The 19,244-nt window shown below is 44.2% G+C and carries 17 protein-coding genes and 2 pseudogenes; 4 read left to right on the top strand and 15 right to left on the bottom strand.

The window, feature by feature from the left end; translation table 11 throughout:
• Positions 1-61: 61 nt before the first annotated feature.
• The 5 genes and pseudogenes from R7Z49_RS13095 to R7Z49_RS13080 all read right to left on the bottom strand — a co-directional run.
• A pseudogene (locus R7Z49_RS13095) lies at positions 62-931 on the bottom strand (ATP-binding protein); the annotation flags it as partial.
• 145 nt (positions 932-1,076) lie between these two features.
• Entirely contained in the window at positions 1,077-1,265 is a 189-nt protein-coding gene (locus R7Z49_RS13090) for a helix-turn-helix transcriptional regulator (RefSeq protein WP_000127615.1), read from the bottom strand.
• A 453-nt stretch (positions 1,266-1,718) separates the two neighbouring features.
• Positions 1,719-1,796 (bottom strand): annotated as a pseudogene (locus R7Z49_RS28120) (peptide chain release factor 3); the annotation flags it as partial.
• Between the two features lie 285 nt (positions 1,797-2,081).
• The gene (gene rimI / locus R7Z49_RS13085) at positions 2,082-2,537 is read right to left on the bottom strand and encodes a ribosomal protein S18-alanine N-acetyltransferase (protein ID WP_258481797.1); all 456 of its coding nucleotides are present in this window, start codon (positions 2,535-2,537) and stop codon (positions 2,082-2,084) included.
• A 12-nt stretch (positions 2,538-2,549) separates the two neighbouring features.
• The gene (locus R7Z49_RS13080; protein ID WP_053306748.1) at positions 2,550-2,948 is read right to left on the bottom strand and encodes a DNA polymerase III subunit psi; all 399 of its coding nucleotides are present in this window, start codon (positions 2,946-2,948) and stop codon (positions 2,550-2,552) included.
• Positions 2,949-3,107: 159 nt separating this feature from the next.
• Here R7Z49_RS13080 and R7Z49_RS13075 point away from each other — a divergent pair, with 159 nt between their 5' ends.
• Positions 3,108-3,554: a hypothetical protein gene (locus tag R7Z49_RS13075; protein ID WP_031781040.1), complete on the top strand. Its 447-nt coding sequence runs from the start codon at positions 3,108-3,110 to the stop codon at positions 3,552-3,554.
• Positions 3,555-3,616: 62 nt separating this feature from the next.
• On the opposite strand, the gene R7Z49_RS13070 is transcribed toward R7Z49_RS13075, so the two are convergent.
• On the bottom strand, positions 3,617-4,120 hold the full coding sequence (locus R7Z49_RS13070; RefSeq protein WP_005380119.1) for a GNAT family N-acetyltransferase: 504 nt from the start codon (positions 4,118-4,120) through the stop codon (positions 3,617-3,619).
• Positions 4,104-4,631 carry an SCP2 domain-containing protein gene (locus R7Z49_RS13065; protein ID WP_165935370.1) on the bottom strand — a complete coding sequence of 176 codons (528 nt, stop codon included), beginning with the start codon at positions 4,629-4,631 and terminating at the stop codon, positions 4,104-4,106. The genes R7Z49_RS13070 and R7Z49_RS13065 overlap by 17 nt, the downstream gene beginning before the upstream one ends.
• 363 nt (positions 4,632-4,994) lie before the next feature.
• Here R7Z49_RS13065 and R7Z49_RS13060 point away from each other — a divergent pair, with 363 nt between their 5' ends.
• From R7Z49_RS13060 to R7Z49_RS13050, 3 genes are all read left to right on the top strand, one after another.
• Complete coding sequence (locus R7Z49_RS13060) at positions 4,995-7,034, top strand: bifunctional diguanylate cyclase/phosphodiesterase (RefSeq protein WP_005380112.1); 2,040 nt, start codon at positions 4,995-4,997, stop codon at positions 7,032-7,034.
• A gap of 133 nt (positions 7,035-7,167) precedes the next feature.
• Positions 7,168-8,181, top strand: coding sequence for a peptidase U32 family protein (locus R7Z49_RS13055; RefSeq protein ID WP_213894054.1), 1,014 nt, complete (start codon positions 7,168-7,170; stop codon positions 8,179-8,181).
• Between the two features lie 20 nt (positions 8,182-8,201).
• A complete protein-coding gene (locus R7Z49_RS13050) occupies positions 8,202-9,080 on the top strand; it encodes a U32 family peptidase (protein WP_054576345.1) in 879 nt (292 codons plus the stop codon).
• A gap of 51 nt (positions 9,081-9,131) precedes the next feature.
• Here R7Z49_RS13050 and R7Z49_RS13045 read toward each other — a convergent pair whose 3' ends face one another.
• From R7Z49_RS13045 to infB, 8 genes are all read right to left on the bottom strand, one after another.
• The gene (locus tag R7Z49_RS13045) at positions 9,132-10,478 is read right to left on the bottom strand and encodes an MATE family efflux transporter (protein ID WP_213907999.1); all 1,347 of its coding nucleotides are present in this window, start codon (positions 10,476-10,478) and stop codon (positions 9,132-9,134) included.
• A gap of 124 nt (positions 10,479-10,602) precedes the next feature.
• Positions 10,603-11,025 (bottom strand): MarR family winged helix-turn-helix transcriptional regulator, encoded by a 423-nt coding sequence (locus tag R7Z49_RS13040; RefSeq protein ID WP_005380103.1) that lies wholly within the window; start codon positions 11,023-11,025, stop codon positions 10,603-10,605.
• A 99-nt stretch (positions 11,026-11,124) separates the two neighbouring features.
• Entirely contained in the window at positions 11,125-12,045 is a 921-nt protein-coding gene (gene nlpI, locus R7Z49_RS13035) for a lipoprotein NlpI (RefSeq protein WP_005380101.1), read from the bottom strand.
• Between the two features lie 178 nt (positions 12,046-12,223).
• Positions 12,224-14,359: a polyribonucleotide nucleotidyltransferase gene (gene pnp, locus R7Z49_RS13030; RefSeq protein ID WP_318111718.1), complete on the bottom strand. Its 2,136-nt coding sequence runs from the start codon at positions 14,357-14,359 to the stop codon at positions 12,224-12,226.
• Between the two features lie 292 nt (positions 14,360-14,651).
• Positions 14,652-14,921 carry a 30S ribosomal protein S15 gene (gene rpsO, locus R7Z49_RS13025; RefSeq protein WP_005380094.1) on the bottom strand — a complete coding sequence of 90 codons (270 nt, stop codon included), beginning with the start codon at positions 14,919-14,921 and terminating at the stop codon, positions 14,652-14,654.
• Positions 14,922-15,062: 141 nt separating this feature from the next.
• Complete coding sequence (gene truB / locus R7Z49_RS13020) at positions 15,063-16,016, bottom strand: tRNA pseudouridine(55) synthase TruB (RefSeq protein WP_005380088.1); 954 nt, start codon at positions 16,014-16,016, stop codon at positions 15,063-15,065.
• Positions 16,016-16,411, bottom strand: coding sequence for a 30S ribosome-binding factor RbfA (gene rbfA / locus R7Z49_RS13015; protein ID WP_005380087.1), 396 nt, complete (start codon positions 16,409-16,411; stop codon positions 16,016-16,018). Before rbfA ends, truB begins: the two co-directional genes overlap by 1 nt.
• 114 nt (positions 16,412-16,525) lie before the next feature.
• On the bottom strand, positions 16,526-19,237 hold the full coding sequence (gene infB / locus R7Z49_RS13010) for a translation initiation factor IF-2 (protein WP_005380086.1): 2,712 nt from the start codon (positions 19,235-19,237) through the stop codon (positions 16,526-16,528).
• Between the last annotated feature and the right edge of the window lie 7 nt (positions 19,238-19,244).

Genomic DNA, 19,244 nt, shown 5'->3' with positions numbered 1-19,244 from the left:
ATGACATGACGCCAATTGAATATAAATTAGCAGCTTAAATTCTACGAGAGAGTTGTGTTAAGGATGGGGTATTTACAAAGAGATCAGCATTTGGAGATGAGGTATCTTGAAAATTATCGAACCACTCAGATTGTATATATCCACTTATGAAAAAATTGTTTTTGTAGTTAAAACCAGTCAGATTTCTATACTTCTGATGTTCTTTTGAATCTCTAAAATAATTGTATGACTTTTCACCAGATGGTTTTTTTATCCACTGAATGATACTTGAACTAAATATATTTCCATCAACATCTATAAGCTCTTGAAACAACCTATGTTGGGGAGGCGTCACTCGGACTCTATTAACTGATATTTTAAGGTTAGAAAAAACTATTAGCTTCCAACCAAATTCATTTGAAAGCTCCTCCATGATATTTTCAATATTAGGGATTTTTTGAGATTTTTCACTCGTAATGCCCGTAAGAAATACTGATGTCCCACTTCCATTTGAAAGAATACTACTATGCTGTTCTTTATCGTCGATCAACTCAACTTTGTACGTTTTAATACGAGACGAGTCTATGGTAATACGTGCATTCTCAGATTGTCTTCTCGTAAGCCAGGTTGCTGTTGCAGCATATTTATGAAATGAATACCGCCCTCTGCCTTGACTGCCTTTTTGGGTAACCTGTTTTTTGGATGAGTCATCCCAATTATCAAAATTTCGGTCTAGGTTATGAAAGTCAATTCCTTCACCATTATCATGGATCTCTATTGACTCCACCCCGCCGAGATCACAGGTGTTAATAATGACATCAATATCTGATGCACCAGCATCCAAACCGTTCCAGATATATTCACTCAACATCTTCCAAGCGGGAATTGAGCCGAAACGTTTTTTTATCGACGCATTTGTAATACCTGTTGTCCGTTCTTGAGGAGTCGTCACTTACCTATCCATCCAATCAATAAAAAATCCATGCTGCTATCTTAGCCTAAGTTGGTGTACATATTAACTATATTGTTGGCACAAGCCGGCGTTTCAAAGCGTTAGTCCAAGCTCCAACAGAAAAACTAAGCTACGCTATCTATTCCTAATTCTTCTCATACTCCTCCAAGTCTTCAATGTGCCACAGCTTGTTTCGTGTATTTCGGTTGATACGAGGTTGCGGCAAGCTGCCATCTTTTATTCTTCGCCAGAGCGTCGTATAGCTAATGTGGTAACGAGCCATAACTTCGTAAGACGTTAGAAAAGGGGTTACTTGGTGCGCTACTGCTGTCATCTGCATTCTCCTGAAAATCAATGTAAAGCTATCATCGCCTGATTCATCACTTGTTGATGGTCAGAAAGATGCATGATTTGTTCAGAAGATCAGGCCCATACAAATGAACTTTTAGGACAGCAAGAAAGCAACCGGTAACCAACTCAACCGGCAAACAATTAGAGATAATCGCGAACGTCTTACCATCATTTCTCGATTTTTGGCATAAAAAATATAGGCAAGTTTTGGCTAAAACCCAGTAGGAACAAGGCCTACAGCTAGGTTTGTGTCATGGAATTTGGCTAAAAACGGTAAATATGGCGATTTGTACTCAAGTTTGTACACATTTTCCGAGGTTACGCTTGAACATCATTGAAAAGCAAAGAAACGAGAAAAAGACAAAAAGCCTTTAAATTCAGTACGTAGAGATGTGATTGTGGTGTGCAATGAAAGGTGGTTTTAAGCGTTGAAAGGCTGGGCGGCATCAGGGTGAGAAATAATAGCGAACGTTCTGCGCTTAGACACTTCGCCTAAAAAAAGGGGATTTGACATTAGTTAATCTTCTAAATTACTTTCATGCTCACAAAATAGGCAAGCATATCTACTATTCGATATTGTGCGGTATTCTCGCTTATTATCGCTGTGCTAGCAAACTGGAAAGACATGAACTGAATTTACTCGGCTCACCAGCCTTTACCTGCAACTAACAAGGGAAAGCCAGCGCCACACAAAGAGATGTAAAAATTCAAAAAATTGTTATTACATATTCAAAAGCCTCGAATCCGGATACGCATTTAAAGCATAAGTGTTGATGAGGTAATTAGTAACGGCCTAAAACTAACTCAAAAATAAGTAACTCATGATAATGGCGTCTTCCTTACCATTTCCCGATTTAGCTGGGTAATAGTTGTAACGACGGTCCACTTCATTAAAACCTGCTTGCTCATAAATATGGATAGCTGGGTGATTACTTTCACGCACTTCTAACCAAGCACTCTCTGCTTTGGCTTGTTCAGAGTGTTCAATAAACGCGTCCAGCAATTTTTGCCCTAGCCCTCTGCCTTGTTGAGAAGGCGCTACTGCAATATTTAATAGTGTCACTTCTCCAACAATATTCTGTCCATAGAAGTAACCAACCACTTGAGAGCCTTCCAGCATCACATGATGGCAAGCACCGCGACTGGATAAGTCACGAACCAAAGATTCGGCCCAAGGGTGAGAATGTGCTTGCTGCTCGATTTGCCAAACTTGGTCGAGGTGCTCTGCACGCATCGGCGTAATTTCAATTGTCACGCATTAGCTCCGTTAAGAGTACGAACAGATTTGTTGCCACAATGCGCGGCGCTGTTCGTTATTACCATCAATATCTTGTAATAGTGGCGAGATCAGGTGCTTTGCCTTGATGCTTTTATCAGCCTCACAGCCTGCAAACCACACCCACTCTAGCTGATGTTCACCCAGCATGGATAAGCGCTCAGGCTCTAGGTGCAGCGCATCATCAAGCGTGAGCTTAATGCTTTTTAATACGCGCTCAAACATCAATGCCGTCTCGTTTTCTGGACATATTGGCGATACCAATAGGAGTTTACATGAACTTTGCAAATCCAATAATGGCGATTGATAGCCTTCCAGTCTTTCAGGGTGTACCAGCTCCCATGTGCTGATCCCCATTTCACGTAAATACTGTTTCTCGTTAATTGACATTTTCCGTCACCTATTTGAACGAGGGCAATCCTATCAAATTATCGCGATTATACCTAAAGGACTTCAAGGAACACCTGAACACAATGAGATGATTTGGATATTCCTGAACATAGCGTTTTGCCAACGGCCACACATTGGGTATGACATATAAGGTACATTATGAAATTCTTAAATACGCTACTACTTTGCACACTGGTAGCCGCCACCAGCATGAGTGTTTTTGCTAATAACAGCGATGAGTGGGAGCTGATTGCAACGAAAACCGTTAACTTTCATACAGAAACAGATACCGTGACACCAAATAGCCTATTCCGAAACCGAAGCTTCAGTAAAATAAAACTAAAATGTGTGCAAGGAACGGTAGACATTAATGGTTTAAAAGTCGTCATGACAGATGGTAGTGAGAAAAAGCTTTCCTCTATGGGCGTACTAACAAGCGGATTGTCGACTCGTGCCTGGAGCCTTCCAGGTACAAAAGAAGCCAAGCTAAAACAGATTGAAATGACTTACAGTAGCTGGGGAAGCACAAAACTCAGCCTGCTAGGGGTAAGTAAAAAAGCGAAAATAGAGGTCTGGGGCAAAAAGAAAAGTAACCAGTCATCCTAACCTCCCTATCTCAGTTTTCAGTGAATAAGAAAGAAGCCCACTTAGTCGTGGGCTTCTTTCATTTACAGTTCAGAGAACTCTGGCGCATAGTCTATGCGTCCGGAGCGTCCAGCACATTGACCTTCGACCAACTCTGCGACTCGAAATGCACCTTTAGGGACATCCCAAGCACATTCAAAGCCCATCTCGTCGCATGATTGAAAACCCTGGCGCGCGTAATAATCAGGATCGCCCAACACCACACACACTGGGTAGCCAAAATCACGCAGTGAATCAAAACCTTCTTTGATCAACTCTGCAGCGATGCCTTGGCGACGGTAATCTTCATGAACAGCTAATGGCGCTAGCCCTTGCCATGACAAATCTTCACCATTTAAGGTCACAGGGCTAAATAAAGCATGGCCTATCACCTCTCCCTCATCTGTACACGCGACTAAGGAAAGCGTGAATTTGCTGTTTTCGCGCAAACGCATCACAAGCTCAGCTTCAGCTTCCGTCGGGAAGGCGTGTTTCAATAAGCGGTCAATGGTAAGAATGTCCGCTGGGGCTTCAGTTCGAATAAGCATTCGCTACTCCGGTTGGTTGTGCAGGCGCTTGAACTCCTTTCTGAACAAAATCAGCCAATTGATTCGAAGCGACTTGCATTGCTTTCGGTAACTGCTCTAAGTCGACACTGTCCATTAAGTTTTTCACTTCTAAGCCAAGCTCAGTATCACCTTCAATTGAAAGGCGACGTTGGAAGAACAGTGTGTCAGGGTCTTCTTTACGACCAGCAATCAGTACTAGGTCGTTTAGATTACCACTAAAACTCACATCTTCCTGAACTGGTTTTTCAGCTACCACCAATTTTTCGTCTTGATAGCTGATGTACCATGCTAAGTTCAAGTCTTTAATCGCAACTTTTAACCACTTGTCTTCAAGGAACTCAAAGTCACCATCTTCCAAGGCTTCTTTAAACACCATTTTTAGCCCTTCTAGCAACGCTTTTTGCTGAATTGGCTGTGGTAATAACTGGACTGGAGAACGCAAAATATTAGCTGCGTTCTTTACTAGTTGACTGCGAATCTTGTTTAACACGTTCATTATCCGTTACTTTGTCATTAGGTTGCTTATATTAAGCAATCGTGGCGATGAGATTACTGTTATGTATCAATAAAGTGCTTATTTTAGATTGGTGGTTTATTGCTCACTAACGCTTCTTTTTTTGAACTTACGTGTATTATTGATGCGAACAGGTGGATAAACACTTTTACAACCGTATTTTCAAAGTTATAGTTATCTGAGCGTATCCATGTGATTGTCGACTGCACAGCTAAAACCGCGAGCCCTTTAATGGCAAGTAACACTTTGGCTTGGTGGTAGATCGCCGCAGGCTTATCAGGGTGTCGCTTTTTATACACGGACGAATAATCTGGCTCATTGGAGATCGGTAATACCCTAATGCCTTCCCAGCAATTAAAACATTGGTTTGCCACGCTAACCTCAAATAGCCCTTTCTTCTTTGCCATTCTTGATAAAAAACACAATTATCGAATGGTAAGTGACCGTTACTGCGATATCGCAGGTTTAAGTCATGAGGAAATCGTCGGCTTAAACGATTGCCAAGTGCTGGGTGAACAGTTTTATAAGAAGCTTGCACCATACTATCAGCGCGCGTTCAAAGGGGCACATGTCGAAGCCGAAATCACGCTCGATGAAACCGACCTTGAAACCAGTCTTCACTTTAGTCTTTCGCCAGTTTTTGAAGGTAACGACATTCGCTTTGTTGTTTTTCACGCTGTCGATACTTCAGAAAAGCAGATACTCGTTCGCTCCTTAGAAGAGTCCGAAAGTAAGTTTGCGAAGTTAACACAACTGCTACCAGACGGCTTACTGCTTATCGAAGATGATATTGTCATCTCTGCGAACCCCGCATCAGCGCGCCTTCTCGGACTTAACTCTCCTCATGAATTGTTGGGCGAAGAGCTAAGTCGTTTATTCATCGATGAAAACAGTAAAAAGGTATTTAGTCATCGATTGAGTACATTAATTTCTGACAAACCTTTTGTCTGCTTAACCAGTGCAAGATGCGGCTTTGAACGGAAAGTTCAGCTACACGCGGATTCCACGGCGATATTAGGTAGCGAATCTCAAATTATCCTAATCCAAGATGCTGATGATGCGCCCAAAAACCTGTCTTCTGCATCGAATGAAGACATACACATTGACTCGCTCACCAAACTCTACAACCGCTTTGGCTTCACCAAACGTTTGGAACAGCTGATCAAAAAGCAAACACCGCTTCTGGTGTTCTATTTGGATATCGATAACTTCAAAAACATTAATGACTCACTTGGTCACCATATTGGCGATAAAGTGATTCAAGAGGTATCGGCCCGTCTTAAACGGTTACTGCCAAACCAAGCGATTATTGGTCATTTGGGTGGCGATGAGTTTGGCGTCATTCTGCCGGAGCCAGAAAACACCCGCATGGCTGAAATTTTGTCCGATCGCATTATCTCGTTGATCAACCAACCTTTCGACTTGCACCACTTCAGTAAACGCCTTGCGTGTTCAATTGGTAGCGTTCGATACCCTGAAGACGGACAAGATGCGCGAATCCTACTACAAAATGCCGATACTGCGATGTATGAAGCCAAAGATCGTGGTAGAAATCGTCTGATCAAATTTAACGATCAAATGAACAAAGAAGCGCGTATGCGTTTGTGGCTTGAAATTGAACTGCAAAAAGCATTGCAGCAGAACGGTTTGGAAGTGTGGTATCAACCTAAGGTTAACGCGCGAGACTTCAGTATCAACGGCGCAGAAGCGCTCGTTCGTTGGAAGCATCCAGTCGAAGGGTACATTAGTCCTGGCTCATTCATTCCTGTCGCCGAGCGCGCTGGGTTAATAGAACACCTTGGACGTGTCGTGATGCGTGATGTTTTCAATACGGTAAAACGTTGGAAGCAACAAGGCATACTGCCAGGCCGTGTCGCCATCAACCTCTCTCCCGAGCAATTTGGCAACCCACAGCTGATCGACTTTATGGAAAAGCTGCTTCGCACTACCGAGCTTGATCCAAGCTGCATTACCTTCGAGCTAACCGAAAGTGCCGTGATGAGTGATAGCGAACATACACTGCAAATGTTGAATGCGATTAAAAAGCTTGGCTTCGCTCTCTCTATCGATGACTTTGGTACCGGCTACTCTTCTCTTTCCTACTTAGCGCGTTTTCCTATTGACGAGCTAAAAATCGACCGCGCTTTTATTAATGATATCGACACACTACCGAAACAAGTCACTGTGATTGAAAACATCATTAATCTGGGTAAGTCGCTCGACTTAACTGTCGTTGCCGAGGGGGTGGAAACCCACCAGCAAGCGACCCTGCTCTCTAACCTTCAATGTAATGCGATTCAAGGATTCCATTTTTATCGCCCGCAGCCAAAACATGAAATTGAAGAGCTGTTTGTACAGAATCGTCGTCACAAGAACTAACCCCGACCCGATACCCTTACTCGCAAGGGGTAAATATCGACTTTATTGAGCTAAACCTAACTTAGGTCAATTTCGCTATTCATAATTCTTCATAAAATGCGGACACCTTTTTATTCTCAATGATTGTGAGCATATGGAACTCTTGTGTCCCGCGGGTAACCTGCCTGCGTTAAAAACTGCGATTGATTGCGGTGCCGATGCCGTCTACATTGGTTTCAAAGATGATACCAACGCCCGTCACTTTGCTGGCCTCAACTTTAACGGCAAGAAATTAGAAAAAGCGGTGCAATACGTTCATGACCGCAATAAAAAAATTCATGTCGCGTTGAATACCTTCGCTCATCCCAATGGCTTCGAGCGCTGGACGAACGCAGTAGACAATGCAGCGGCACTGGGTGTAGACGCGCTGATTGTTGCAGACATTGCAGTGCTGGAGTACGCGGCTCGCAAATATCCCCATCTGGAACTACACCTTTCAGTGCAAGCATCAGCGACCAACGTCGCAGCCATTGATTTTTACAAACAAAACTTCAACGTAAAACGGGTAGTGCTACCCCGCGTTTTATCGATTCATCAGGTCAAACAGCTCTCACGCAACATCACTAGCGATGTCGAGTTAGAAGTCTTTGCTTTTGGTAGCCTTTGCATCATGTCTGAAGGTCGCTGCTACCTATCGTCATACATGACAGGCGAGTCTCCAAACACTGTGGGAGCATGCTCTCCAGCTAAGTACGTTCGCTGGCAAGAAACAGAAAATGGTCTGGAATCCCGCCTTAACGACATTTTGATCGATCGCTACAGCACCGGTGAAAATGCGGGCTACCCTACCTTGTGTAAAGGTCGTTTCGAAGCTGAAATCGAAGGCGAGAAAAAACGCTACCACGCACTGGAAGAACCAACCAGTTTGAACACCCTCTCTATGCTGCCAGAACTATTTGCTGCAAATGTGGCTTCTGTAAAAATTGAAGGTCGCCAACGTAGCCCTGCTTACGTAGAACAAGTCACTCGAACATGGCGAGCCGCGATTGACCGTTACCAAGCAAACCCAGAAGCTTACCAAGTCGAAGCGGCTTGGGATGCCGCATTGGCAAACGTGTCTGAAGGTACGCAGACCACACTTGGTGCTTATCACCGCAAATGGCAATAGAGGTTAAGATGGATAATTCAATGAAATACGCGCTTGGCCCGCTGTTGTACTTCTGGCCAAAACAAGACATCGAAGCGTTTTATGAACAAGCGAAATCAAGCTCCGCGGACATCATCTATCTTGGGGAAACCGTATGCTCAAAACGTCGAGAAATGAAGCCTTCGCATTGGCTTGAAATAGCAAAAGAGCTGTCTGCATCTGGCAAGCAAGTGGTGCTATCAACAATGGCACTACTAGAAGCTCCGAGTGAAGTAAACATAATGAAGAAGTACATCGACAACGGTGACTTCGCGATTGAAGCAAATGACGTATCTGCTGTTCAATTGGCATCAGAGCATAAAGTGCCTTTCGTCGTTGGTCCTGCAATCAATACTTATAACGCACACACGCTCAACTTATTTTTGAAGCAAGGTATGATGCGTTGGTGCATGCCTGTCGAGCTCTCTCGCGAATGGTTAAACGATACTTTAGTTCAGTGTGACGAGCTTGGTATTCGTAACAAGTTTGAAGTTGAGGTATTTAGCCACGGTTATTTGCCTTTAGCGTATTCCGCTCGCTGTTTCACAGCCCGAGCTGAAAACCGAGCGAAAGACGATTGCGAAACCTGCTGTATCAAATACCCTACGGGTATCCAGGTCAGCAGCCAAGAAGGGCAAGAAGTCTTTAACCTTAACGGCATTCAAACACAGTCAGGGTATTGCTACAACCTCATCAATGACTTACCAAGTATGAAAGGGCTGGTTGATGTGGTCCGGTTAAGCCCTCTTGGTATGGACATTTTTTCAGAGTTAGAGCGTTTTCGCTCAAACGAATACGGCGATAATCCTGAAAAGCTCGAAAGCCGCCAATGCAATGGCTATTGGCATCAACTAGCGGGCTTAGAAGTAAAAACCATTTAATCCTTAAAGATAAAAGCGAGGCCTAGCCTCGCTTTTATCTGTTAGCTTTTGTTAGCAGGCTTGCACCCTTGGTTCGACAGAACTCTCATTAAGCAGCTTTTTCACATCTCGCCACAACATACTGATCACGACCAAACTCAATGCAATGTTAGACAATGGGAAAGCTAACCAAATACCTGTCACGCCGAAAAGTTTCGGCATAATGAATAAGAATGGCAACTGGACCAGCATGTTGCCTAGTGTTACAAACATAGCTTTGCTGCCTTTGTTTACTGATTGATAGTACGCGGCCGCCACAACTAAAAAACCATCTAAGAACAACGCAAACATGTGTAAACGAATCCCGATCACGGTGCTATCAATCAACTGTTGGTCAGCATTATTAAACACCGCAACCAGTTCGTACGGGAAAAGGTTCATCAAAACAACGAACGCCACCCCACCAAGCACAGATGTCCCCATCGCGACCTTTAATAACTTTCTGATGTTCTCCTGATTACGTGCACCGTGGTTGAAGCTCACTAAAGGCTGCATACCATTCGCAATTCCTTCGGCTATCAGATAGTAAACCGTCACGATGTACCCCAAAATGGCGTACGCTCCGATCAACATTGCACTTCCGTATTGAGCAAATAACGCGTTGTGCAGTGCCACCATCACAGAGCCGTAGGCGTACATAAAGAAACTTGATGTACCTATCATGATAATCTTTGGTGCAGCATCCACCTGAACTTTGAAGTCGCTGATACGAAGGCGTAATGTTGCTTTTGAAGTAAAGAAGTAACCAATACCGAGCACAGTGACCACTAATTGTGCAAGTGCAGTGGCAATAGCGGCTCCGGTTAACTCCCACTCCAACCAAGCAATAAATACGTAGTCTAATACAATGTTAATAACGGCACCGATGACCATCAAAATCGTTGCTAAGTTCGGGCTGTCGTCATTGCGTAACAGAAACGGAACCGCGATAGAACCCAACGTGAATACGCACGCGACAATCAGAATATGCAAATATTGCAGCGCAAGTTCAAACACTCGCCCTTCCGCTCCTTGCCAGCGAATAAATTCATCCGAAAACAAAAACAATATTGTAGCAACGATCGGCATCAATGCCGCTAACAACGTCAATCCGGTCGTTAGGATTCGCTTAGCGCCTTCATGATCGTTCTTTCCTTGCTTGATCGAAGTCAGTGCACCAGTCCCCACCCCAATCATCATTCCTATACCGAGGATCGAACCGATAATAGGCCACGCAACATTGATCCCAGCTAATCCGTCAGCGCCAACATAACGGCCAATAAAAATGCCATCAACTATTTGATACAAACCGTTCACGAGCATTGCTGCGACGGTTGGAATCGTATATTTCCAAAACTGTCTATAAATTGAGTTTTGCATGACTGTCACCAGTAGTTAGCAAAGCTAACCATTTAATTAGCAAGGCTAACTAAATGGTTAAATTAAATAAAAGAAAGATGAAACAACAAAAACTAAACCATACAGCTGAGGCCTTTGCTTTAGTTTAAAATGACTTATTACTCAATGCTTTATTCAATAAAGCTTGTAACTGTTCAGCTTCTTGCTGATTTAATTGTTGCATCATTTGGTCAGAGATATCTTTGTACACTACCTGCTCCAAAGACATTTTTTCTGCGACTTCTTCCGTAAGCAACACACGCTTAGCACGAGCATCCTCATTACATGCGATGCGTTTCACCAAACCCTTTTTTTCCAAACGCACAACCATTGTCGATGCGGAAGGCTTAGTCACTTGCAGCTCTTCTGCAAGATCGGTTATTCGCACACCCTCAGGGTAAACCTGAATCACACGTAAATAATCGAACTCATTAAAGCTTAGATGTGATAATGGATCTTCTTTGGCATAGACACGCCAAGCTTTGGCGCAAAAACGCTCTAAATCAATCAAGCTTTCTTCTAATGCCATAAAAGCCACCACCACTTAGTTAGCAAGACTAACTATTTTAAATGAGTCACTCATCAAGTTCAATCATAAAAAAAGCCGCTCTCATCGAGCGGCTCTAAATCATTCAATTTCCAGCTTCTTGGCAGCCTTTAACTTGGCCAATCTATCTTGCTGTAATTGATCGTAAATTTGCGCCAATTCCAAGAAAGAATAGCGATGCTCAACATAATCGTAAACGTTGAACGAAATCGCGAGCTTATAAAGTGAGATGGCACTTGCGATATCACCTTCAAGCTGATTACGCTTTCCAAGGTAGAAATACGTTTCCGTCAATCGTTCAGCTAGGCGATAGTTCTCTCTCGTTCCATCCATAATTGCTTTAAGCGCGTCTTCGTCCGAGACGTCTCGTAGCATGATAGCAACAAGAACCCATCCCCACTCTTCACTACGATCTCGTAAATAACGCTGTTGAAGATTGGCTTTTGCTTGCTCTGGATTTTGCTCAGCTTCGATGATGTACAGCCATAATGAACGAAAAGGATCCGTTGGCATTTCTTGATAGTGCTTGGTCATATCTTCTAAAGCGAGATCGATTCGGCCACCATAATACAGTGCAATCGCACGGTTGCGCTCAGCATAGGTATTATCAGGAGCCAACTCTATGGTCGAGTCAAACGCTTCATATGCCGCATCAAACTCTCCTACTTGGGTAAAGTATACTCCCAAAAGATTGAAGATGTCCGGCTGAGCAGGATTCAACTGCAAAGACTGGTTAAAGTCCAAACGGGCAAGATCACGCAAACCAACGCTATCGTAGTAGCTACCGCGCTCATAATGCATTTTAGCGCGCACTTCATCACTAAGGTCGGGACGTTGTAGCAACTGCGAGAGACGCGCGATTTGTACTTCTTGTTGAACACTAGGCTGAAGTGGCACCGCCATCGGTGGATATAACCACTTTTGTGCTGATTGTTGAGAAGTATTTGCACAACCGGTCAGCGCGATAGCAACACATAAAATTGCGGTTTGAAACCATTTCACTAATTGATACTCCTGTTTGGACCGCTCAAGATTTGTTTCTCTTAATGCAATATAGGCGATAACCTCGTTTGAGGTTAATACATCGAAACAAACCAAAAAAGGGGAGCGAAAATGCTCCCCTTTTATAACATGCTTTCAGGCCCTTAATCTAATAAAAGGCTGAAAGTCTCATTTTGTCTTACTCGTCTTTAGCAGCCTGTGCTTCAGCAGCAGCTTCTTCAGCTGGCTTTTCTACCGCTTCTTTCATGCTTAGACGTACACGGCCTTGGCGGTCGATTTCAAGAACTTTAACTTGAACTTCTTGACCTTCAGCTAGGTAGTCAGACACTTTCTCTACGCGTTTTTCTGCGATTTGAGAAATGTGTACAAGACCATCTTTGCCTGGAAGAACCGTTACGAATGCACCGAAGTCAGCTAGACGTGCAACTTTACCTGTGTAGATACGGCCCACTTCCACTTCAGCAGTGATCTCTTCGATACGGCGGATAGCTTCTTTCGCAGCAGTGCCTTCAGTTGCCGCAATCTTGATAGTACCGTCGTCTTCGATTTCGATAGTTGTACCAGTCTCTTCAGTTAGAGCACGGATAACTGCACCACCTTTACCGATAACGTCTTTGATCTTCTCAGCGCTGATCTTCATCGTGTGAATACGCGGAGCAAATTCAGAGATGTCTTCACGAGCACCAGAGATTGCTTCATCCATTACAGATAGGATGTGCTTACGTGCGCCTTGAGCTTGGTTAAGCGCAATTTGCATGATTTCTTTAGTGATGCCTTCGATCTTGATGTCCATTTGAAGTGCAGTGATACCAGTGTTAGTACCTGCTACTTTAAAGTCCATGTCACCTAGGTGGTCTTCATCGCCAAGGATGTCAGAAAGTACAACGAAATCGTCACCTTCTTTAACAAGACCCATTGCGATACCAGCAACAGATGCTTTGATTGGCACACCTGCGTCCATAAGTGCAAGAGAAGTACCACATACTGAAGCCATTGAAGATGAACCGTTAGATTCAGTGATTTCCGATACAACACGTACTGTGTATGGGAACTCATCAACAGAAGGCATTACTGCAGCAATACCACGCTTCGCCAGTTTACCGTGGCCGATTTCACGACGCTTAGGAGAACCTACAAAACCAGTTTCACCTACACAGTATGGAGGGAAGTTGTAGTGCAGTAGGAAGTGATCTTTACGCTCACCAGTTAGCTCATCGATGATTTGAGCATCACGCTGAGTACCTAGCGTTGCCGTAACGATCGCCTGAGTTTCACCACGAGTGAATAGCGCGCTACCGTGAGTACGAGGAAGAACACCAGTACGTACATCTAGTGCACGAACCATGTCTTTTTCACGGCCATCGATACGAGGGTTACCTGCAATAATACGGCTACGTACTACTGTCTTCTCTAGATCATGGAAGATAGTGTGGATTTCTTTTGTATCTGCTTCAGGATCTTCAGCAAGAAGAACTTCATTTACTTCCGCAGCGATCTCATGGATGCGGTCGTAGCGAGCCATTTTCTCAGTAATTTGGTAGGCCTCAACAAGTTTAGCTTCTGCTAGATCAGCAATCTTATTTTTAAGCGCTGTGTTCTCTTCAGGAGCAACCCAATCCCAAGCAGGAGTTGCAACTTCTACTTTGAATTCGTTGATAGCTTTAATAGCAACTTGTTGTTGGTCATGACCATAAACAACCGCCGCTAGCATTTCTTCTTCAGTTAGGTTGTCCGCTTCTGACTCAACCATCAGTACTGCTGACTCTGTACCTGCAACAACAAGGTCAAGCTTAGAAGTTTCTAGTTCAGTTTGGCTAGGGTTAAGTACAAGCTGACCATCGATATGACCAACACGCGCCGCACCGATAGGGCCGTTGAATGGAATGCCAGAGATAGCAAGAGCAGCAGAAGTACCGATCATTGTAACGATATCTGGCTGAACATCTGGGTTTACAGACATTACTGTCGCGATAACCTGAACTTCGTTTTTAAACGCGTCTGGGAATAGCGGACGGATTGGACGGTCGATTAGACGAGCTGTTAGCGTTTCGCCTTCAGAAGGACGACCTTCACGTTTGAAGAAGCCGCCTGGGATTTTACCCGCAGCGTAAGTACGCTCTTGGTAGTTAACCGTTAGTGGGAAGAAGTCTTGACCTGCAACGGCTTCTTTTTTACCTACAACAGATACGAATACAGACGTATCATCCATTGTGACCATAACTGCTGCTGTAGCTTGACGTGCAATAACGCCAGTTTCTAAAGTAACTGTGTGGTTACCGTACTGGAACGTTTTAACAACTGGTTTTTCGAACATTGTTATTCCTTGTTTCTAATCTTCCTTTAGTGCTTAAAGAAATCTTAGATGTGTTAATTGACACTCAAGGCATTACGAATCGCGACTAGTAAAAAGAAACTCGGAAATTCCTTTTGAATAGTCGCGACCTTTTGGTCGACGTGGTTGACTGTAATGCTATGAGCTTTTGAGAAAACCTCTTACAAGGTTTAGCCGCCAGTATTATAACGGCATAAGTCTAATTTGGCTAAATTTAGGCAACAAAAAAGGGGCATAAAGCCCCTTTTTAGACAAACTGCTATGCAGTCGCTGATTAGCGACGTAGGCCTAGACGTTTGATTAGGTCTTGGTAGCGAGCTAGGTTTTTACCTTTTAGGTAATCTAGAAGCTTACGACGACGAGAAACCATGCGTAGAAGACCACGACGGCTGTGGTGATCGCCTTTGTGCGCTTTGAAGTGACCTTGTAGGTGGTTGATAGAAGCTGTAAGTAGAGCTACTTGAACTTCTGGTGAACCAGTGTCGCCTTCGCCTTGTGCGTATTCTGCAACGATTGCTGCTTTAGTTTCTGCATTCAGAGACATAATTCTCTCCTAATAAGAGTAGGTTTAAAGTTGTAGCAGCCAATCTCTGATTCAGCCGCTACGCGAAGCGCGGATTATAGGGAAATTTCCTATCTCGTGCAATATAAAAATACCGACACTCAGGTCGGTATTTTCAATCATTTACTTGGATGCAACGTCATCTCGGAACACGACCAATCGCTTAGGAGCGATTTTGCCATCTTCGTTCATTTCGCCAACGCCAATAAACAAGCGTTCTTCACCCATAGTAAGGCGAAGTGAGCCCTCAGTCGGAGCACCAAATACTTGAACGGGCTGCCCATGTTGGACCATATTCGCCAGTTCAGGCACCAAGTTGACTTCTGGTAAGTCTTCTACCGCTGTATCCATTGGCAAAAGCAGTGGGTCCAGTAGCTCTCGAGGTGCTCGTTCCTCGCGGTGAGCTTGCTCTAGCAACTCATTTAGTTGCTCGAGTGTTACCATATTCTCGTATGGGTATTTAGCAACACCAGTACGACGAAGCATAGTTACGTGCGCACCACAACCTAACATTTCGCCCAGATCATCAACGATAGTACGAATATAGGTACCTTTAGAGCAGTGCACTTCCATCTCTACTTCATCGCCTTCAAAACGGTGAAGAACAATCTCATATACCGTGATCTTACGAGATTCACGCGGAACTTCGATGCCTTTACGAGCGTATTCATACAAGGGTTTACCTTGATACTTCAACGCAGAGAACATGGAAGGCACTTGATCAGATTCACCACGGAACTGATCGATGCACGCCTCTAGCTTGTCTAACGTAACATCGACTGGACGAGTCTCTACAACTTCACCATCCGAGTCAGACGTATTGGTACGTTCACCCAGCTTTGCGATCACACGGTAGCGTTTATCAGAATCAAGAAGAAACTGAGAAAATTTTGTCGCTTCACCCAAGCAAATTGGCAGCATGCCTGTCGCTAATGGGTCCAAGGCTCCAGTGTGGCCTGCTTTCTCAGCAAAGTAGATTCGCTTTACTTTTTGCAGTGCATCATTGGAAGAGATACCTGTTGGTTTGTCCAACAGTATAACGCCATTAATTGGACGACCTTTACGACGACGAGCCATTATTCTTCGTCCTCACGACCAGAATCTTTTTGCTTTTGTTTGTCTGAACTAACGACTTCAGACACTAGGTTAGACATACGCATACCTTCAACAAGCGTATTGTCATAGTGGAAGCGGATTTCTGGCGTTAAACGTAGACGAATACGCTTACCTAACATCATGCGAATGTGCACTTCGTGCTCACGTAGCGCTGCTAGACATGATTCTGGTGTTTGCTCACCCACACACAGGAAGGTCACAAATACTTTTGCGTAAGCTAGGTCACGAGAGACTTCTACGTCTGAGATCGTCACCATGCCAAGGCGAGAGTCACGAACTTCACGTTGAAGGATCATCGCTAGTTCTTTTTGCAGCTGCTGTGCAACGCGCTGCGTGCGGCTAAATTCTTTTGACATATCTTTACTCTTATATAGAAAGAATGGGGGGTTGGTCAAAGCCAGCCCCCCATGGTGTATTCAACAACCAATTACTACTTATCTTTCAAAGACAATATTAGTAATTTTAGTCAATTAGTCTAGAGTACGTTTAATTTCAACGATTTCGAAGACTTCGATTTGGTCACCAACGCGAACATCATTGTAGTTCTTAACGCCGATACCACATTCGTAGCCATTCTTAACTTCTTGAACGTCATCTTTGAAACGACGTAGTGACTCTAGTTCACCTTCGTAAATAACAACGTTATCACGTAGTACACGGATTGGGTTGTTACGCTTGATCACACCTTCTGTAACCATACAACCAGCGATAGCGCCCAGTTTCGGTGACTTAAACACGTCACGAACTTCAGCAAGACCAATGATCTCTTGCTTGAATTCTGGAGCAAGCATACCGCCCATTGCTTGTTTCACTTCGTCAATCAATTGGTAAATGATTGAGTAGTAACGTAAGTCAACAGCTGCGGCTTCAACAGCACGACGAGCAGAAGCATCTGCTCGAACGTTAAAGCCAAGGATGATTGCGTTTGAAGCTTCCGCTAGTACTACGTCAGTTTCAGTAATACCACCAACACCAGAACCAACGATGTTCACTTTAACTTCGTCAGTAGATAGCTTAACTAGTGAGTCTGCGATTGCTTCTACAGAACCTTGAACGTCTGCTTTAAGTACAACGTTAAGTTCAGCAACTTCACCAGCAGTCATGTTAGAGAACATGTTCTCTAGTTTAGATTTCTGCTGACGAGCAAGTTTCACTTCACGGAACTTACCAGCACGGTAGTTAGCTACTTCACGCGCTTTACGCTCGTCACGAACTACTGTTGCTTCATCACCTGAAGATGGTACACCTGAAAGACCTAGGATCTCTACAGGGATAGATGGGCCAGCCGAAGTAATTTCTTTACCTAGCTCATCACGCATTGCACGAACACGGCCGTATTCTTGACCACAAAGAACGATGTCGCCTTTGTTTAGTGTACCTGATTGAACAAGTACTGTTGCAACTGGACCACGACCTTTATCTAGGCGAGATTCAACAACAACACCAGATGCCATGCCTTCAGCTACAGCTGTAAGTTCAAGAACTTCAGACTGAAGAAGGATTGCTTCTAGAAGACCATCGATGTTTGTACCCTGTTTAGCAGAGATGTGAACGAACATGTTCTCACCGCCCCACTCTTCAGGAATAACGTCGTATTGAGCAAGCTCGTTCTTAACGTTATCTGGGTTCGCGTCTTCTTTATCGATCTTGTTCACAGCAACAATTAGAGGAACGCCTGCCGCTTTCGCGTGCTGAATCGCTTCTACTGTTTGTGGCATTACGCCATCGTCTGCTGCAACTACAAGAACAACGATATCTGTTGCTTGAGCACCACGAGCACGCATTGCAGTAAACGCTGCGTGTCCAGGAGTATCAAGGAACGTGATCATGCCGTTGTCTGTTTCAACGTGGTACGCACCAATGTGCTGAGTAATACCACCCGCTTCGCCAGAAGCAACGTGTGTGCGACGGATGTAGTCAAGTGTTGACGTTTTACCGTGGTCAACGTGACCCATGATAGTAACAACTGGAGCACGTGGAACTGCTTCCGCGTTAGTGTCACGGTCAGATAGTACCGCTTCTTCCAGTTCGTTCTCTTTACGAAGAACTACTTTATGGCCCATTTCTTCAGCAACAAGTTGTGCTGTTTCTTGGTCGATCACTTGGTTGATAGTCGCCATAGCGCCCATCTTCATCATTACTTTGATAACTTCTGTCGCTTTAACCGACATCTTGTTAGCGAGTTCTGATAGAACGATCGTTTCGCCAATTACAACGTCTTGCTTAGCAACCGTTGCTGACTTATCAAACCCGTGCTGCATTGAAGTCGGCTTAGCAAGTTTGCCCTTACGACCTCTACCGCCACGTTGGTTGTTACGGCCACCGCGAGCTTGGTCGTCTTTACCCGAAGCTGCTTTTTTCTTCTTACGACGACCGCCTTCTACTTTGCGATCTGCTTCATCTTCGGCTTCACGTGCGTATTGTGAAGTCGTTACATGGTAATCTGTATCTTCCATATCACCCTTTTTCTCTTCTGCAGCAGACCAACGCTCTTTATTCTTTTCAGCCAATTCGCGAGCTTCTTCAAGCTTGCGCTGACTTTCCTCTTCAGCCTTACGCTTAGCTTCTTCTTCCTGACGACGTTTAAGCTCGTCGGCCTCTTTTCGCGCTGCTTCTTGCTTAATTTTCTCTTCAGCATCACGCTTTGCTTTTTCTTCAGCATTACGTTGTGCATTCGTATCTACGTCTCGCTTCGCTTTTTCTTCAGCTTCACGTTTCGCTTTTTCTTCCGCTTCACGTTTTGCAGCTTCTTCAGCTTCACGTTTTGCAGCTTCTTCAGCTTCACGTTTTGCAGCTTCTTCTGCTGCACGTTTTGCTGCTTCTTCTGCTTCACGTTGTGCTGCTTCTTCAGCTTCACGTTTCGCTTCATCTTCAATTGTGCTGCGCTTCACGTATGTACGTTTTTTGCGCACCTCAACCTGAACATTCTTACTCTTACCACCACCCGCGTTCACACTAAGTGTACTACGAGTTTTACGCTGAAGCGTAAGGCGAGTCGGCTCTGAATCACCTGATTTATCACCGTGTTCTTTCTTTAAATGAGAGAGAAGCTTCTGCTTCTCTTCATCAGTAACATTGTCAGAGCTCGCCTTTTTAATGCCAGCGTCAGCAAGTTGTTCAATCAAGCGGTCGACTGGCGTACCAATCTCATCACTCAGTGCTTTAACTGTTAATTGTGTCATGCCGCTT

Source organism: Vibrio sp. 1562, assembly GCF_033340155.1.
Taxonomy (GTDB): Bacteria; Pseudomonadota; Gammaproteobacteria; order Enterobacterales; family Vibrionaceae; genus Vibrio; species Vibrio alginolyticus.
Note: the sequence above shows the minus strand (reverse complement) of the source record. Positions and strands in the feature narration are given on the sequence as shown.

Excerpts from the sequence above, each read along its gene's own strand:
- R7Z49_RS13090 (WP_000127615.1), bottom strand. The coding sequence starts at position 1,265 with ATGACAGCAGTAGCGCACCAAGTAACCCCTTTTCTAACGTCTTACGAA.
- pnp (WP_318111718.1), bottom strand. The coding sequence starts at position 14,359 with ATGTTCGAAAAACCAGTTGTTAAAACGTTCCAGTACGGTAACCACACA.
- rbfA (WP_005380087.1), bottom strand. The coding sequence starts at position 16,411 with ATGTCAAAAGAATTTAGCCGCACGCAGCGCGTTGCACAGCAGCTGCAA.
- truB (WP_005380088.1), bottom strand. The coding sequence starts at position 16,016 with ATGGCTCGTCGTCGTAAAGGTCGTCCAATTAATGGCGTTATACTGTTG.
- R7Z49_RS13070 (WP_005380119.1), bottom strand. The coding sequence starts at position 4,120 with ATGCTTATTCGAACTGAAGCCCCAGCGGACATTCTTACCATTGACCGC.
- R7Z49_RS13080 (WP_053306748.1), bottom strand. The coding sequence starts at position 2,948 with ATGTCAATTAACGAGAAACAGTATTTACGTGAAATGGGGATCAGCACA.
- rpsO (WP_005380094.1), bottom strand. The coding sequence starts at position 14,921 with ATGTCTCTGAATGCAGAAACTAAAGCAGCAATCGTTGCAGAATACGCA.
- infB (WP_005380086.1), bottom strand. The coding sequence starts at position 19,237 with ATGACACAATTAACAGTTAAAGCACTGAGTGATGAGATTGGTACGCCA.
- R7Z49_RS13040 (WP_005380103.1), bottom strand. The coding sequence starts at position 11,025 with ATGGCATTAGAAGAAAGCTTGATTGATTTAGAGCGTTTTTGCGCCAAA.
- R7Z49_RS13075 (WP_031781040.1), top strand. The coding sequence starts at position 3,108 with ATGAAATTCTTAAATACGCTACTACTTTGCACACTGGTAGCCGCCACC.
- R7Z49_RS13045 (WP_213907999.1), bottom strand. The coding sequence starts at position 10,478 with ATGCAAAACTCAATTTATAGACAGTTTTGGAAATATACGATTCCAACC.
- R7Z49_RS13060 (WP_005380112.1), top strand. The coding sequence starts at position 4,995 with ATGCCTTCCCAGCAATTAAAACATTGGTTTGCCACGCTAACCTCAAAT.
- R7Z49_RS13055 (WP_213894054.1), top strand. The coding sequence starts at position 7,168 with ATGGAACTCTTGTGTCCCGCGGGTAACCTGCCTGCGTTAAAAACTGCG.
- R7Z49_RS13050 (WP_054576345.1), top strand. The coding sequence starts at position 8,202 with ATGAAATACGCGCTTGGCCCGCTGTTGTACTTCTGGCCAAAACAAGAC.